Origin of the sequence: Variovorax sp. OAS795 (genome assembly GCF_040546685.1) — a bacterium.
Lineage (GTDB): Bacteria > Pseudomonadota > Gammaproteobacteria > Burkholderiales > Burkholderiaceae_C > Variovorax.
Genome location: NZ_JBEPOH010000001.1, coordinates 3,165,987 through 3,180,147 on the forward strand (window position 1 = coordinate 3,165,987; position 14,161 = coordinate 3,180,147).

General features: G+C 68.5%; 14 protein-coding genes and 1 riboswitch. Of the genes, 2 read left to right on the top strand and 12 right to left on the bottom strand.

What is annotated here, in order from left to right:
- Nucleotides 1-7: 7 nt before the first annotated feature.
- From ABID97_RS15305 to ABID97_RS15325, 5 genes are read right to left on the bottom strand one after another with little or no spacing between them, the layout of a single operon-like run.
- Nucleotides 8-2,164 (bottom strand): TonB-dependent siderophore receptor, encoded by a 2,157-nt coding sequence (locus tag ABID97_RS15305; protein WP_354399300.1) that lies wholly within the window; start codon nucleotides 2,162-2,164, stop codon nucleotides 8-10.
- Nucleotides 2,165-2,174: 10 nt separating this feature from the next.
- Nucleotides 2,175-3,107 (bottom strand): thiamine phosphate synthase, encoded by a 933-nt coding sequence (gene thiE / locus ABID97_RS15310; protein ID WP_354399301.1) that lies wholly within the window; start codon nucleotides 3,105-3,107, stop codon nucleotides 2,175-2,177.
- Nucleotides 3,104-3,907 carry a thiazole synthase gene (locus ABID97_RS15315; protein WP_354401771.1) on the bottom strand — a complete coding sequence of 268 codons (804 nt, stop codon included), beginning with the start codon at nucleotides 3,905-3,907 and terminating at the stop codon, nucleotides 3,104-3,106. The genes thiE and ABID97_RS15315 overlap by 4 nt, the downstream gene beginning before the upstream one ends.
- Before the next feature lie 54 nt (nucleotides 3,908-3,961).
- Entirely contained in the window at nucleotides 3,962-4,165 is a 204-nt protein-coding gene (gene thiS / locus ABID97_RS15320; protein ID WP_354399302.1) for a sulfur carrier protein ThiS, read from the bottom strand.
- A complete protein-coding gene (locus ABID97_RS15325) occupies nucleotides 4,162-5,253 on the bottom strand; it encodes an FAD-dependent oxidoreductase (protein ID WP_354399303.1) in 1,092 nt (363 codons plus the stop codon). The genes thiS and ABID97_RS15325 overlap by 4 nt, the downstream gene beginning before the upstream one ends.
- A 59-nt stretch (nucleotides 5,254-5,312) precedes the next feature.
- Here ABID97_RS15325 and thiD point away from each other — a divergent pair, with 59 nt between their 5' ends.
- Nucleotides 5,313-6,173, top strand: a complete 861-nt coding sequence (gene thiD, locus ABID97_RS15330; RefSeq protein WP_354399304.1) for a bifunctional hydroxymethylpyrimidine kinase/phosphomethylpyrimidine kinase — start codon at nucleotides 5,313-5,315, stop codon at nucleotides 6,171-6,173.
- On the opposite strand, the gene ABID97_RS15335 is transcribed toward thiD, so the two are convergent.
- Nucleotides 6,127-7,467 (bottom strand): purine-cytosine permease family protein, encoded by a 1,341-nt coding sequence (locus ABID97_RS15335; protein WP_354399305.1) that lies wholly within the window; start codon nucleotides 7,465-7,467, stop codon nucleotides 6,127-6,129. The genes thiD and ABID97_RS15335 overlap by 47 nt on opposite strands.
- 76 nt (nucleotides 7,468-7,543) lie before the next feature.
- Nucleotides 7,544-7,652: riboswitch (TPP riboswitch) on the bottom strand.
- 26 nt (nucleotides 7,653-7,678) lie between these two features.
- On the bottom strand, nucleotides 7,679-8,413 hold the full coding sequence (locus ABID97_RS15340; protein WP_354399306.1) for a TetR/AcrR family transcriptional regulator: 735 nt from the start codon (nucleotides 8,411-8,413) through the stop codon (nucleotides 7,679-7,681).
- Nucleotides 8,414-8,486: 73 nt separating this feature from the next.
- On the opposite strand from ABID97_RS15340, the gene ABID97_RS15345 reads away from it, so the two are divergent.
- A complete protein-coding gene (locus ABID97_RS15345; protein WP_354399307.1) occupies nucleotides 8,487-9,788 on the top strand; it encodes an aspartate aminotransferase family protein in 1,302 nt (433 codons plus the stop codon).
- Here the strand turns inward: ABID97_RS15345 and ABID97_RS15350 are convergent.
- Genes ABID97_RS15350 through ABID97_RS15370 form a run of 5 tightly spaced genes read right to left on the bottom strand, consistent with a single transcriptional unit; the run spans nucleotide 9,785 to nucleotide 14,161 of the window.
- Nucleotides 9,785-10,861, bottom strand: coding sequence for an NAD(P)/FAD-dependent oxidoreductase (locus ABID97_RS15350; RefSeq protein ID WP_354399308.1), 1,077 nt, complete (start codon nucleotides 10,859-10,861; stop codon nucleotides 9,785-9,787). The genes ABID97_RS15345 and ABID97_RS15350 overlap by 4 nt on opposite strands.
- On the bottom strand, nucleotides 10,819-11,148 hold the full coding sequence (gene fdxA / locus ABID97_RS15355; protein WP_354399309.1) for a ferredoxin FdxA: 330 nt from the start codon (nucleotides 11,146-11,148) through the stop codon (nucleotides 10,819-10,821). The genes ABID97_RS15350 and fdxA overlap by 43 nt, the downstream gene beginning before the upstream one ends.
- Nucleotides 11,149-11,191: 43 nt before the next feature.
- Nucleotides 11,192-12,532 carry a sulfate adenylyltransferase subunit 1 gene (locus tag ABID97_RS15360; RefSeq protein ID WP_354399310.1) on the bottom strand — a complete coding sequence of 447 codons (1,341 nt, stop codon included), beginning with the start codon at nucleotides 12,530-12,532 and terminating at the stop codon, nucleotides 11,192-11,194.
- On the bottom strand, nucleotides 12,532-13,485 hold the full coding sequence (gene cysD / locus ABID97_RS15365; protein ID WP_354399311.1) for a sulfate adenylyltransferase subunit CysD: 954 nt from the start codon (nucleotides 13,483-13,485) through the stop codon (nucleotides 12,532-12,534). The genes ABID97_RS15360 and cysD overlap by 1 nt, the downstream gene beginning before the upstream one ends.
- 43 nt (nucleotides 13,486-13,528) lie before the next feature.
- Entirely contained in the window at nucleotides 13,529-14,161 is a 633-nt protein-coding gene (locus ABID97_RS15370) for a phosphoadenosine phosphosulfate reductase domain-containing protein (protein WP_354399312.1), read from the bottom strand.

The window sequence follows — 14,161 nt, forward strand, 5'->3', positions numbered from 1 at the left end:
CTCGTGCTCAGAGCGACACGCTCAGCCCGAGGCGCAGCGTGCGCGGCGCGCCGGGAAAGAGGTACACGTGGCCGAACTGGTAGGGCGATTCCTTCCAGTAGCGGCGGTCGAAGAGGTTGTCGATGGCAAGGCTCCAGCTTGTCTGCACGCCACGCATCCTGGTGTCGTAGCGCAGCACCGCATCGACGCGCGTCCATGAGGGCAGGGCGATGGAACCGTCGGGCAGCACGTTGCGCCGGCCTTCGTGCGACAGCTGTCCCAGGAGTTCGAGGCCTGGCACCGACGCCACGCGGTAGCCGGCCTGCGCACGCAGCACCTGCTTGGGCACATTGGTGGGCGACTGTCCGTTGGTCGCCGGCTCGGCGGTGCTGCCGCGGCGCTTGGCATCGATCAGCGTGACGCTGCCGCCAAGGCGCCATGGTCCCGTGTTCCATTGCGCGCCGGCTTCGAGCCCGCGGTGCACCGCGCTGCCGTCGTAGCGCGCGTCGCAGGGAGTGGTGCCGAGCCGGTTGCAGGCATCGAGGTTCGTCATGGGGCGCTTGATGTCGAACCATGCGAGCTGCCAGCTGAAAGCCTCGCTGCCGCCCTTGAGGCCCAATTCCCACTGGCGCGATGTCAGCGCGGGCAATGCCTCGCCAGCGTTGGTGTACTGCGAACTCTTGTTGGGAACCACCTGTGATTCGACACCCTTGCCCCAGCTCGCGTAGGCCAGGAGGCCGGGCTGGATGGCGTAGCTCGCAGCGATCCATGGCGTGGTGAGGCCGTCCTTGTAGCCGGTGGGGCGCGTGCCGTCGGTGCGGATGCTGTCGCGGTCCAGCCGCGTATGGCGCACGCCGAGCCAGGTCGTGAAGCGGCTGTTCCATCGGATGGCGTCCTGCACCGTGAGCTCGGTCGAACGCTCGTCGCGGTGGGTGTTGGCGTCCGTCAGCGTGGGGTCCGGCGGCACCACGGCCGTGGCCCACACGTTGCCGGTGCCGACATAGTTGTAGGCCTGGTCCTGGAAGCGGTTGCGCACACGGCTCGCGAGCAGGCCGAATCCCAGTTCGTGCTTCACGCTGCCGGTCATCACGGTGCCCTTGAGGTTCAGGCTGCCGGCGGTTTGGGTGCGCCGTTCGTTCTCGCTTCGAAAGTCATAGAAGTCGAAGGTGCCGTCGGAGCAATAGCGGTCGTAGTTGCCCTCGGCGCCGCATCCGAAGGCATACGCCAGGCGGTCGTCGGTCTTGAGGCGCTGTTGGCCGATCTGCGCGCTCCAGCGCCAGTCGGCGTTGAGCGCCTGGCTGAAGCGCACGCTGCCGGTGAGCGCATTGAATTCCGAGGGCTGCGACCACGGCTGGTTGTTGAGGTTGATCTTCGGATCGACCGGCGCGGGCAGCGCGCTGCCCAGCAGGCTGAAGCCGTTCTGGCTCGGCTGCGTCTTGTGGCTGCGCTCGATCTCGAACTCGAGCACCGAATCGCGCGTGATGCGCCAGTCGCCGGCGAGCGAAAACAGGTTGCGGTTGCCGTCCAGGTTGTGGGTGAGCGGCTTGAGGTTTTCGTTCGCCACGTTGAGCCGATAGCCGAACTCGCGCTCCGCGCCGAAGCGCCCGCCCAGATCGAGCGCGCCGAGCATGCTGCCGCGGCTGGTGGTTTCCAGCCGCAGCGTGCGCAGGTCCTGCTCGGTCGCCCGCTTGACCACGTAGTTGACCAGCCCGCCCGGCGCGCTGGTGCCGGCCTGGATGCCGCTGGTGCCGCGCAAGATCTCGACGCGTTCCTTGTTGTCGAGCGGAATCGAGGTTTCCGCGCTGATCGGCAAGCCTTCGCGCCGGTAGTTGAAGCGGTTGTCCAGCACGAAGCCGCGCACCGTCAGGTAGTCCCAGTAGCCGGCCGAGTTGTAGGCATCGGTCACCGAGGAATCGAACTGCGTGAGATCCGCAAGGCGGCGTGCGCCGCTCGCGCGAAGCTGCGCGCTGTCGATCACCGTGGCCGACAGCGGCAGCTCGCGCAGCGGCACATCGCCGAAGCCGCTCACCTCGGCTTGCGGTGCGGCATTGCTTTCGTTCACCGTGATGGCGGGCAGCTCTGTTTGCTGCGCCTGCGCCGCGCTGGCGGCAAGAAGCAAGGCGGCGGCCACTGCATGCGAGATGGGCGACAGCGGCCGTGAGGGAGGGTGGATTCGTGTTGTCATCTTGTTCTGTTCAGGCGGAAGCTGCGCCCACGGCGGCCATCCATTGCGCGGCCGTGGCCTCGGGGTCTTCTGCCGTGACCAACGCGCGCACCACGGCCACCGAGCCGACGCCCGTGGCAAGCACCTCGGGCAATCGCACCGCGTCGATACCGCCGATGCCCACCTGCGGATAGCCGCGCAACAGGCGCGCATAGGCCGCGAGGCGTGCGACGCCCTGCGGGGCCGTCGCCATCTTCTTGAGGGTGGTCGGATACACCGCGCCCATCGCGATGTAGCTTGGGCTCACTGCATCGGCGCGCACCATCTCGGCATAGCCGTGGGTGCTGACCCCAAGCCGCAGGCCCGCATCGCGAATCCGCCGGACCTGCTCGGGCGCAAGCGCATCGAGGTCTTCCTGGCCCAGGTGAACGCCGTAGGCACCGGCGGCGATGGCTGTTTGCCAATGGTCATTGATGAAGAGAAGCGCACCCGTGCCGCGCACCGCGTCGACAGCCGCTTGCACTTCGCGTTCGATGGCCGATGCGTCGTCCGACTTGAAGCGCAACTGCACGGTGGGAACGCCGGCGCGTGCCATGCGGCCGACCCATTGCGCATCGGGCAAGACGGCATACAGGCCGAGGCGCTCGGGGCAGGGTGCGAAGGCATCGTCGCGCGCGGTGGGCGGAAAGGGGCGCAGGCCGAAATCGGCCGGCGTCTCGGGCCATTGGTTCGCATCGAACGCGCCGGTGCGCACGGTCCGGGCCTGCCACGCGAGCGCGAGGCATTCGGCATCGATCTCGATGAAGCCGAGTGCCGAGCAGGCCTGCTTGGCGCCGCGATACACCGGATCGTCCGAAGAGAATCTGCCCGCCGAAATGGCTGCGGCCGTGATGGCGCCGAAGCGCAGCCCGTGGGCTGCGACGATGGCATGGGCTACGGCCCGAGGGTCGTTCGATGCGATCATGGTGCGTGATGCCAGAAGGGCGTGCCGAGCACCGGCGTGCTCGGCTGAGCGGAGTCCTGCGCGGCCATGGCGCCGGAACGATACGCGGCCCGGCCGGCCTGCACGGCCTCGGCGAAGGCGCCGGCCATCGACACCGGGTCTTGCGCGAGCGCCACCGCGGTATTGAGCAGAACGCCGTCGTAGCCCCATTCCATCACCTGGCAGGCATGCGATGGCAGGCCGAGGCCCGCATCGACCAGCATCGGCACGCTCAACCGTTCGCGCAGCAGCTGCAGCGCGTAGGGGTTGACCGGGCCACGGCCGGTGCCGATGGGCGCGGCCCACGGCATGACGGCCTGGCAACCCACATCGACCAGCCGCTGGCACAGCACGAGGTCCTCGGTGCAATAGGGCAGCACCTGGAAGCCGTCGCGAATCAGCTGCGATGCGGCATCGACGAGGTTCAGGGTGTCGGGCTGCAGCGTGTAGTCGTCGCCGATGAGTTCGAGCTTGATCCACGGCGTGTCGAAGAGCTCGCGCGCCATCTGCGCCGTGGCGATCACTTCCTGCACGCTGTGGCAGCCGGCGGTGTTGGGCAGCACGGGCACCGCCAGGCGCCGCAACAGCTCCCAGAAGCCGTTGCCGCTGTCGCTCGCACCCGGACTCGCGGACTGCCGCCGCAGCGAAGCGGTCAGCATGGCGGGCTTCGCGCGCTTCACCGCGGCTTCGAGCAGGTCCGGCGAAGGGTAGCGCGCGGTGCCCAGCAGCAGGCGGCTTTGGAAGGTCTGGCCGTAGAGAACCAGCGGATCGCTGTCCGGCATGGAAGAAGTGGTTGTCATGGTGTGGGTCGTCTCCATCGCTATGTCGCTTGTGGTTCAGCCGCCGGTCACCGGGCGGATCACTTCGATGCGGTCTTCGGGTTGCAGTGCGCGCGCGCCATAGGCGGAGCGCGGCACGAACTCGCGGTTCACCGCCACCGCGAAGGGCGGCACGGCGTCCACTGCGGCCAGCGCGTCGACCAGCGTGGCGCGCTCGGGCAGTGCAAAGGGCTTGTCGTTGATCAGGACGTTCATCGTCATGCTTCGGATGTGTTGAGGCCAAGGTCCTGCGCGAGCGTGGAGCGGCCATGCACGAGCAGTTCCATCGCGGCGTCGAGCACGGCCGGCGCAATCATGAAGCCGTGGCGGTACAGCCCGTTGATCTGCAGCACGCGCGGTTGCGGCTGGCGGATGGCGGGCAGGTTGTCGGGCAGCGTGGGGCGGCACTGCGTCGCGATCTCGAGGATGCGGGCTTCGGCAAAGCCGCTGTGCACCGCGTAGGCCGCGCTCAGCAGTTCGAGCGTGGAGCGCACGCTGGCGGGCGACATGTCGTCCGACTCGATCTCGGTCGCGCCGATCACGAACACGCCGCCGGGCTTGGGTGCGATGTAGAGCGGATAGCGCGGATGCACCAGCCGCGTGGGCCGCTGCAATGCCACCTCGGGTGCGTGCACGCGGATGACTTCGCCGCGCACGCCGCGCAGGGCACTCCATTGCGGCCGCGCGCCAAGGCCGCGGCAGTCGATGACCCAGTCGGGCTGGCCCGGCGCGCCGGGCGCAAAGTCGGCCGGCGCGCGCGGGGACTGCCAATGCAGCGTGACCTGCGGGCTGGCCTGCAGCGTCGCGAGCAAGGCCGAGAGCAGCGCGCGGTTGTCGAGCTGGCCTTCACCGGGAAGGAACAAACCCTGCGCGAAGCGCTGGCCGAGCGATGGCTCCAGCGCGGCAATGCCCGCGCCGTCGAGCGCCTGAATCGGGGCGAGTTCCGGCACCTCGGCACCGGTGCGCGCCAGGACGCGTGCGAGCCGTGCCGCCTCGGCGGCATCCTGCCGGTGCCACAGCACCAGCGTTCCTTCGCGTTGCAGGAACACGGGCTGTGCCAGCGGCGCCAGCAGTTCGGGCCAGCGCGAGAGCGCGTGGTGGCCCATGCGCACGACGGACACCGGCGCCACGGCCGATTCGGCCAGCGGCGCGAGCATGGCGGCTGCCACGCGCGCGGCAGCGCCTTCGGCTTCGGGACTGCCGGCTTCGAACAGCGCCACCTTGCAGCCGGCCTGTGCCAGCGTGACCGCGAGCAGCCGGCCCATGAGGCCCGCGCCGAGGATCGCGGCCGATCGAAATGGCAGGCTCATGGTCTTGCTCCCCGGAGGGGGAGGGCGCAGGGCGAGCCGAGTCGCCGATAATTTTCGGCATGACCCAAGCTGCACATCCCGTCGCGCCGCAAGCGCCCCTGCGCTACGCCCGCGTGCTCTCGATCGCCGGCTCCGACAGCGGCGGCGGTGCCGGCATCCAGGCCGACCTCAAGACCTTCGCGGCGCTCGGCTGCTACGGCATGACGGCCATCACCGCCCTCACTGCACAGAACACGCTGGGCGTGTCGGGCATCCATGGCGTGCCGCCGGCTTTTCTCAAGGCGCAGATCCAGGCCGTGGTCGAGGACATCGGCGTCGATGCGGTGAAGCTCGGCATGCTGCATGCGCCCGAGGTCGTCGAGGTGGTGGCCTGGGCCATCGATCATTACCGGCTGCCGAACGTGGTGCTCGACCCGGTGATGGTTGCCACCAGCGGCGACCGCCTGATTGCTTCGGAGACGGTGCAGGTGCTGGTGCGCGAGCTGTTTCCGCGCGCCGTGGTGGTGACCCCCAATCTCGACGAGGCCGCCCTGCTCATCGGCCATGCGATCGACGGCGTCGATGCGCTCGATACGGCGGCCGACGAATTGCTGGCGCTCGGCGCACGGGCCGTGCTGCTCAAGGGCGGCCATCTGGCGGGCAACGACGTGGTCGATGTGCTGCTGGGGCGCGATGGCGTGCGCAAGCGCCTGTCCTCGTCCCGCATCGCGAGCCGCAACCTCCATGGCACGGGCTGCACGCTGTCGTCCGCCATTGCCGCGCAACTTGCGCTCGGCGCGGCGCTGCCCGAGGCCGTCGAGCGCGCGCGCGCCTTTGTCGTCGGCGCCATGGCCGCCGGTGCCGGCGTGCAGGTCGGTGCCGGGCACGGTCCGCTCAACCACGGCTTTGCGCCAGTGCCGACGCATCGCCTGCCGTCGTAGACGTGGGCCTGGGCCGGCTGATCCAGGCCAGCACGAAGGTGGCCGCCAGCGTCGGCAGCGCCGAGCCGAACTGCGGCGCCCAGCGGGCGCAGGCGTGATAGGCCGCGATGCCGCCGATCCAGATCAGCGCCGCGCCCAGGTCGACCCGGCGCGTGCCCAGCGATGCCATCGACTGGCCCGTGCCCAGCCGGCCCAGGATCACGCCATAGAGCGGCACGAACACCGAACTCAGCATCAGCAGGAACGGCTCGAGCGTGTGCATCGGCAGCACCAGCGCCAGCGCGGTGCAAAGCGCCGCCAGCAGCAGGCCCCATTGGCGCACGCTCCAGCGCGGCAGCAGGCTGTGGGTCGACACCGAACCCGAGTACACGTCGCCATAGGCGTTGTCGAGCTCGTCGATGAGGATGAGGCCGAGCGCCACCAGGCCGCCTTGCGCCAGCAGCAGGGCGGTGACCAGGCCGGTGCCCGGCTCCGCAACGCTCACCACCATCACGCCGAGCGCATAGCACCAGACGTTGGCCAGCGCATAGCCGATCCAGGTGCCGCTGAAGGCACTGCCGAGACCCCCCGCGCTGCGCTTGCCGTGCCGCGCGTAGTCGGCCACCAGCGGCAGCCACGACACCGGCATGGCAATCACGAGATCGAGCGCGCCGAATATGCCCATGCCGCCGTCGCCCGGCCGGGCCCAGAAGTCGTCGAGGCCCTTGGCCTGCAGGCGCGTTGCGAACTGCCAGGTCAGCCAGAGCAGCGACAGCACCACCAGCGGCAGGCCGAAGCGGCTCACGAAACGCCGCACCAGCTTCACCATCGAGCCTGCCAGCAGCGCCAGCAGCACAGCGCCCCAGAGCAGCGTGGTGAGGGCGCCGCCCAGCGGCCCGGTGAGCGTCAGGCCGAACGCCTGCTGGCCGATGGCCTGCGTGCCCTCGCGCATGATCACGAGCTCGAAGGTGGTCCAGCCCACCAGCTGCACGATGTTCAGCAGCACCGGCAATCGTGCGAAGGCGCTGCCGTAGGTGGCGTGCATCAGCCCGGCGCTCGCAAGGCCGCTTTCGCAGCCCAGCCGCGCGGTCCAGGCCAAGAGGCCGGCACCGAGCAGCGACCCCAGCACGATTGCGATGGCTGCGTCGCGCGTGCCCACGGCGGGCACCAGGTAGGCCCCGATCTGCATCACCAGCAGCCCCACGCCCAGGCTGAACCACAGCGATGCGTGGTCATTCCAGCCGAACACCCGCCTGGACGCGGGCAGCGGCGTCAGCGCCTCGTTGGCGGAAGAAAAGTCGTCGTCATGTGCCATCCAGTTGCTCCAGTGCAAAAGGTTTGGCAGGTGGGCGAGGTCCCGGCGGCAAGGCCATCGCGCGAGACAACGCGACAGGCCGCCGGACCAGCTTCCCTGCGCGAGGATTACCTCAGTCAGGTTCAAAGGGACTCTCTCAGTCAGCCCCGGGAACGGATCCCGGTTCGACACCCCTAGCGGTGGTGCTCCGCGCCGTGGCGCAAAGCGGAAACTATTGTACGAGCCTGCGCGCGAAAGACTCCAAACCATCGATGACGATCTGGATATGGCGCTCGAAGCTGGCGTCCAGCGGAACGCTGCCGCCGTTGTCCCAGCGCACGATGAAGGCCCGGTTGGCCAGGAGCGGCAGGTTGCGCGCGAGCACCGGATGGTCGAGCGGACGGATGGTGTGGACGCGCTCGCGCAGCTCCTCGGCCCAGGCCTGCGTGTTGTCGGAAGGCAGGGGCGAGAACTCCATCGTCACGAAGCCGAGCATGGCCGCGACCACGCAGTTGTAGGCCTCCAGCAGCGGCTCGCCCTCGAACCCGGCCTCGACCAGCGCCGCGAGCACGCCCTCGACCAGCTCGGTCGGCAGGCTGCCGTTCGACACCAGCTGCGCGCCCAGCAACTGCGCCACGTTCGGGTGGCGGCGCACGGCGGCGCGGCAGCGGCGGAACAGCTGCGCGATCCATTCCTGCCAGCCCTGCTTGCCCCGCGGCGGCGTGACATCGGCCATCACCATGGCGGCCACTTCGGCAAGCAGTGCCTCGCGCGTGCTCACGTGCCAGTGCACCGCGGCCGGGTAGACGCCGAGCCGTGCCGCGATCTCCCGCATGCTGAAAGCGCCGAGGCCGAACTCGTCGATGTGCGCCAGGGCGGCTTCGGCGATGCGCCGTTTCGACAGCGCGCCACCGCCGGGAGGGCGGCCTGCGGTCCTGGGTCTGGGCTCGGTGGCAGGTTTCTTCATGGATGCTGCCATTGTGCGGCAGGAAAATTGGCTGTATAAACAATATTAATTGATCAGCGAGCAATTAAAAACCATGACCGACGCCGCCATCGACCTCGCCCTCGCAGGGGCTCATCGACGCTTCGCCGACAGCAACCCCGCAAGCCGGCGCCAGTTCGAAGAGCACTCGCGCTACATGCCCGGCGCCAACAGCCGCTCGGTGCTTTTCTACGCGCCGTTCCCGCTCACCATCGCCAGGGGTGAAGGCGCGGTGCTCTGGGACGCAGACGGCCACCGCTATGCCGACTTCATCGCCGAGTACACGGCAGGCGTCTACGGCCACTCGGCGCCGGAGATCCGCGACGCCGTGATCGAGGCGATGCAGGGCGGCATCAACCTCACGGGGCACAACCTGCTCGAAGGGCGGCTGGCCAAGGCCATCTGCGAGCGCTTTCCGCAGATCGAACGCTTGCGCTTCACCAACTCCGGCACCGAGGCGAACCTGATGGCGCTCACGGCCGCGCTGCACTTCACGGCAAGGCGAAAGATCATGGTGTTCTCGGGCGGGTATCACGGCGGCGTGCTCGGCTTCGGCGCCAGGCCCTTGCCGACGACGGTGCCCTTCGACTTCCTGGTGCTGCCCTACAACCACGCGGCGGCGGCGAGCGAGCAGATCGAAAGGCACGGTGCGGAAATCGCCGCGATCCTGGTCGAACCGATGCAGGGCGCGAGCGGCTGCATTCCGGGCCGGCTCGACTTTCTTCACGCCCTTCGAGAAGGTGCGACGAAGGCCGGTGCGCTGCTGGTCTTCGACGAGGTCATGACCTCGCGCCTGGCACCGAACGGCCTGGCCAACCAACTGGGCATACGGGCCGACCTCACCACATTAGGCAAGTACATCGGCGGCGGCATGTCCTTCGGCGCTTTCGGCGGCCGCTCCGACGTGATGGCGCAATTCGATCCGCGCACGGGCTCGCTCACGCATTCGGGCACCTTCAACAACAACGTCATGACCATGGCGGCCGGGTATGCGGGCCTCACCAAACTCTTCACTCCCGAAGCGGCCGGCGCGCTGGCCGGGCGCGGCGAGGCGATGCGCGCGCGGCTGAACGCCCTGTGCGACGGGGAAGGCGTCGCCATGCAGTTCACCGGGGTGGGATCGCTGATGAACGCGCACTTCCTGAGGGGCGAAGTGCGGCGCGTGGACGACTTGGCGGCGGTGGACGGGCGGTTGCGCCAGCTGCTGTTCTTCCACCTCCTGCGCCAGGGCATCTACGCCTCGCCGCGCGGCTTCGTCGTGCTGTCGCTGCCGATCACGGATACGGACATCGACCGCTTCGTTGCCGCCATCGGCAGCTTCATCGGCGAGTACCGTTCGCTGTTGCCCGCGGCCTAGCGGGACGAGGTGCCGGCGACCCCGAGCAGCTCATGCAGCCGCGTGCTGGTGGTCGTGTATTGCAGCGGGATGGCCTTGCCCGGGAACACGAGGGCCGCGGCGCCCCAGGCGGCCAGCGTGGCCTCGTGGAAGCCGCAGACGATGAGCTTCTTCTTGCCCGGATAGGTGTTGATGTCGCCCACCGCGAAGACGCCGGGCTCGCATGTCTGGTATGTCTCGGTCTCGACCGGCACCTGCTTGCGCTCGAGCGCGAGGCCCCAGTCGGCAATCGGGCCGAGGCGCGGGGAAATGCCCAGGCAGGCGACCAGCGCATCGAGCGGCAGGTCGACCGTCGTCGCATCGGGCGTGGTGACCTGCAACTGCTTGCCATCGAAGGCCGTGGGCTGGCCGACCTTGAAGGCCAGCCTGCCTTCGGCCACCCGCGCGCGCATCGAGGCGACGAGGCTCTCGTCGGCCTGGAAGCCGTCGCGCCGGTGAACGAGCGTGACGTGCCTGGCAATGTCCGCGAGCGCGAGGGCGGTTGCCAGCGCGACGTCGTCGCCGCCATTGACCACCACCGTCTGCCCCACGAAGCGGTCCAGCGAATCGGGGTGATAGAAGAGCGAGCTGCCTTCGAACCGGGCAATGCCTTCGACCGCGATGCGCTTGGGCACGAAGGCGCCGACGCCGGCGGCAATGAACACGGTCCTGGCGAGGAAAGCCTTGCCGGCCGAGGTCGTCAGCAGCAGGCGCCCGTCGTCCTGGCGGGCGAGCGTGGCCACCTGCTCGCCGTAATGGAACTGCGGCTTGAAGGGCGCGACCTGCGCCAGCAGCGATTGCGCAAGGGCGCGTCCACTGGTCACCGGGGTGCCCGGAATGTCGTAGATCGGCTTGTCGCCATAGAGCGCCACGCATTGGCCGCCCGCAGCGGGCAGCGCATCGACGATGTGGCAGGAGATTTCGAGCAGGCCCAGCTGGAAGGCCTGGAACAGGCCGACAGGGCCAGCACCGACGATCAGGGCGTCGGTTTCAATGGGGACTGCGGAGGTGCTCAGCGCACCAGCTCCCCGATCTTGTCGGTCTTGTCTTTCCACTCGTCGGCGTCGGGCAGGGCGGGCTTGCGCTTGGTGATGCTCTTCCAGCCATCGGCCAGAGCGAGCTCGGCGTTCAGCTTGATGAACGCGATCTGGTTGGCCGGGAGGTCTTCCTCGGCATAGATGGCGTTGACCGGGCACTCGGGGATGCAGACCGCGCAGTCGATGCATTCGTCCGGGTCGATCACCAGCATGTTGGGGCCTTCGCGGAAACAATCCACGGGGCATACGTCCACGCAGTCGGTGTATTTGCAGCGGATGCAGGCTTCTGAGACGACGTGGGTCATTTGTCTTCTAACGTCAGTGTGAGGTCGGGGAAAACCCGGGATTTTAGGCCTTTGCGGCGGCAGGCTGCACGAGCACCGCCGCAGCGGTCTTGTGGGTGGCCGTATCGACCAGCACCAGCGAGCCCAATGCACGCGATTGGGTGAACGGCAGCACGGCCAGCGGCTGCTGCAGCGCCAGCACCACGTCGCCGATGGAATTGGCTTCCAGCTGCGTTGCGGGCTCCGATTCGAGCGTCGTGATGTTCACGCGATCGACGATGCGCGCCACCTTGGCCTTGACCCAGCGATGGCCCTGCAGCGCCCAGTACACGCGGCCCGCGACGAGCGGCTCGTCGTCGAGCCAGGCCACCGTGGCGGTGATCTCGCGCACCGGCTCGAAGGCGCCGGGCGCCAGCAGCCAGTCGCCGCGCGACACGTCGAGTTCGCGGTCGAGCACGATGCCGGCGCTGTGGCCCGCATGCACCGCCTTGGGCTGGCGCGTGTGGCTCAGCACCTGCGCCACCGTGGCGGTCTGGTTGCTCGGCAGCACGGTCACGCGCTGGCCGGGTTCCACATGGCCGGCCGCCACGCGGCCCCAGAACACGCGGCGGCCCTGCGAGGTGTCGGCCGAGGACGAGAACTTTTCGACCCACTGCACCGGGAAGGCGAAGGGCACGGCCTCGTCCTGCACGGTGACCGGCAGCTGTTCGAGCAGCTCGAGCAGGCTGGGTCCTTCGTAGCCGACCCAGTCGGCATGGCGCGTGGCCACGTTCCAGCCCTTGAGGGCGGAAATCGGCACGATGCCGGCGACTTCGACGCCCGCCGCTTCGGCGAAGACGCTCAGTGCGGTCGAGATGCGTTCGAAGGCCAGGCCGGCATCGTCGATGGCGTCGAGCTTGTTGACCGCGAACACGATCGACTGCACGCGCAAGAGGTGCGCCAGCAGCGTATGGCGGCGCGTCTGCGGCAGCAGTTCGCGCTTGACGACCGTGCCGTCTTCCACTTCGGCGGCCCAGGCCAGCTTGGTGGCATCGACCAGCACCACGGCGGCATCGGCGGCCGAGGCGGCCGTGACCATGTTGCGGGTGTATTGCTCATGGCCCGGCGCGTCGCCGATGATGAACTTGCGCCGGGCGGTCGAGAAGTAGCGGTAGGCCACGTCGATCGTGATGCCCTGTTCGCGCTCGGCCGAGAGGCCGTCGGTCAACAGCGCCAGGTCGGTTTCGCCGCCGCGCTGCACGCCGGCGAGCTGGTCTTGCAGCACGGTCTTGCTGTCGACCAGCAGGCGGCCGATCAGCGTGCTCTTGCCGTCGTCCACGGAGCCGCAGGTGATGAAGCGTAGGGCGGTGCCGGTGTCGCCGTGGATGTCGGCCGTGACGGGAGTTGCAGTGGTCGTCGCGCTCATCAGAAGTAACCGTCTTTCTTTCGTTTTTCCATCGAAGCCTCGGACGTCATGTCGTCCATCCGCGTCGCGCCGCGCTCGCTCACGTCGACCGACAGCGTCTCCAGCACCACGTCGCCGGCGTCGGCGGCCAGGCTCTCGACCGGGCAGGTGGTCGTGATGTCGCCCACGGTGCGAAAGCGCACGTCGCGCACCTGCACGGTTTCGCCGTCGCGCGGTGGGGTCAGTTCGGTCACCGGCACCAGCAGGCCGCGGCGCTCCACCACTTCACGCTTGTGCGTGTAGTAGATCGAGGGCAGGCCGACGTGCTCGCGCTCGATGTATTGCCACACGTCGAGCTCGGTCCAGTTCGAGATCGGGAACACGCGAAAGTGCTCGCCCGGTGCGAGGCGCGTGTTGAACAGCGTCCACAGCTCGGGGCGCTGGTCCTTGGGCTGCCATTGGCCGAAGCTGTCGCGGTGCGAAAAGATGCGTTCCTTGGCGCGGGCCTTTTCCTCGTCGCGGCGGGCGCCGCCGATGAGCGCGTCGAAGCGGAATTCCTCGATGGCCTCGAGCAGCGTGACCGACTGGTGCGCATTGCGCGATTCGCCCGGGTGCGCCAGGCGCACGGTGCCGCGCGCCATCGAATCCTCGACGCTGCGCACGATGAGCTCGGCGCCGAGTTCCTGGGCGCGCTGGTCGCGGTAGGCCGTCACTTCGGGAAAGTTGTGGCCGGTGTCGATCATCAGCAGCGGGTAAGGGATGCGGCCCGCGCCGAAGGCCTTCTCGGCGCACTTCAGCAGCACCAGCGAATCCTTGCCGCCCGAGAACAGCAGGGTGGGGCGCTCGAAAGCGGCCGCCACTTCGCGCAGGATGAAAATCGTTTCTTCCTCGAGGGCGTCGAGGTGGGTATTGGACAGGTGCGCAGGAGAGTGCATGGGCGGCGCCAGCAGTTCGGATTCGGTACGGGCGTTCATGGAATTGGGGGTGCTGGATGCGGTGGGAACGGGGCGGTGGCGCTCAGTGCGACAGGTGCAATCCGCATTCGCGGTTGTCTTCGCCCTTGGTCGGGTCCACGTAGTCGAAGTTGTTCGGCAGGCCGTGGGCCTCGCAATAGGTGTACAGGTCCTTGGACGACCAATGCAAGAGCGGCGCGACCTTGATCAGGCCGTCGGGATTGACGCTGACCGGGTCCATCTGTGCGCGCACGGCCGTGTCGGTGGCCCTGAGCGCCGTGAACCAGACCTTCGGCGCGGTTTCGCGCAGCGCGCGTGCAAAGGGCTCCAGCTTCACTTCCTCGGTGAACGCGGCATGGCGCGGGTCGTCGAGCGCCGGGGTCGGGCCTTCGACCGCTTCGCGGTGCGCACGCGAGCGGCGCGGCAGGTAGATGTGCAGGCGAAGGCCCAGCTGCCCGGTCACCTCGTCGGCAAAGCGATAGGTGGCTTCGGTGTTGTAGCCGTTGTCCATCCAGATCACGGGAACATCCGGCTTGGCGCGCGCGACCATGTGAAGGATCACGGCCTCGAACGGACGGAAGTTGGTCGTGACGATCGAGGGCTGGCCGAGGCCGATCGCCCAGTCCACCAGGCCCTCGGCGTTGCGGCCGAGCTCGGTGTTGATGCGTGCGAAGTCGATGTCCGTGGCGATGCTCAT

What these genes read in the sequence shown, in the direction of transcription:
- ABID97_RS15305 (WP_354399300.1), bottom strand. Translation starts at nt 2,164, where the DNA reads ATGACAACACGAATCCACCCTCCCTCACGGCCGCTGTCGCCCATCTCG.
- thiE (WP_354399301.1), bottom strand. Translation starts at nt 3,107, where the DNA reads ATGATCGCATCGAACGACCCTCGGGCCGTAGCCCATGCCATCGTCGCA.
- ABID97_RS15315 (WP_354401771.1), bottom strand. Translation starts at nt 3,907, where the DNA reads ATGCCGGACAGCGATCCGCTGGTTCTCTACGGCCAGACCTTCCAAAGC.
- thiS (WP_354399302.1), bottom strand. Translation starts at nt 4,165, where the DNA reads ATGACGATGAACGTCCTGATCAACGACAAGCCCTTTGCACTGCCCGAG.
- ABID97_RS15325 (WP_354399303.1), bottom strand. Translation starts at nt 5,253, where the DNA reads ATGAGCCTGCCATTTCGATCGGCCGCGATCCTCGGCGCGGGCCTCATG.
- thiD (WP_354399304.1), top strand. Translation starts at nt 5,313, where the DNA reads ATGACCCAAGCTGCACATCCCGTCGCGCCGCAAGCGCCCCTGCGCTAC.
- ABID97_RS15335 (WP_354399305.1), bottom strand. Translation starts at nt 7,467, where the DNA reads ATGGCACATGACGACGACTTTTCTTCCGCCAACGAGGCGCTGACGCCG.
- ABID97_RS15340 (WP_354399306.1), bottom strand. Translation starts at nt 8,413, where the DNA reads ATGAAGAAACCTGCCACCGAGCCCAGACCCAGGACCGCAGGCCGCCCT.
- ABID97_RS15345 (WP_354399307.1), top strand. Translation starts at nt 8,487, where the DNA reads ATGACCGACGCCGCCATCGACCTCGCCCTCGCAGGGGCTCATCGACGC.
- fdxA (WP_354399309.1), bottom strand. Translation starts at nt 11,148, where the DNA reads ATGACCCACGTCGTCTCAGAAGCCTGCATCCGCTGCAAATACACCGAC.
- ABID97_RS15360 (WP_354399310.1), bottom strand. Translation starts at nt 12,532, where the DNA reads ATGAGCGCGACGACCACTGCAACTCCCGTCACGGCCGACATCCACGGC.
- cysD (WP_354399311.1), bottom strand. Translation starts at nt 13,485, where the DNA reads ATGAACGCCCGTACCGAATCCGAACTGCTGGCGCCGCCCATGCACTCT.
- ABID97_RS15370 (WP_354399312.1), bottom strand. Translation starts at nt 14,161, where the DNA reads ATGAGCATCGCCACGGACATCGACTTCGCACGCATCAACACCGAGCTC.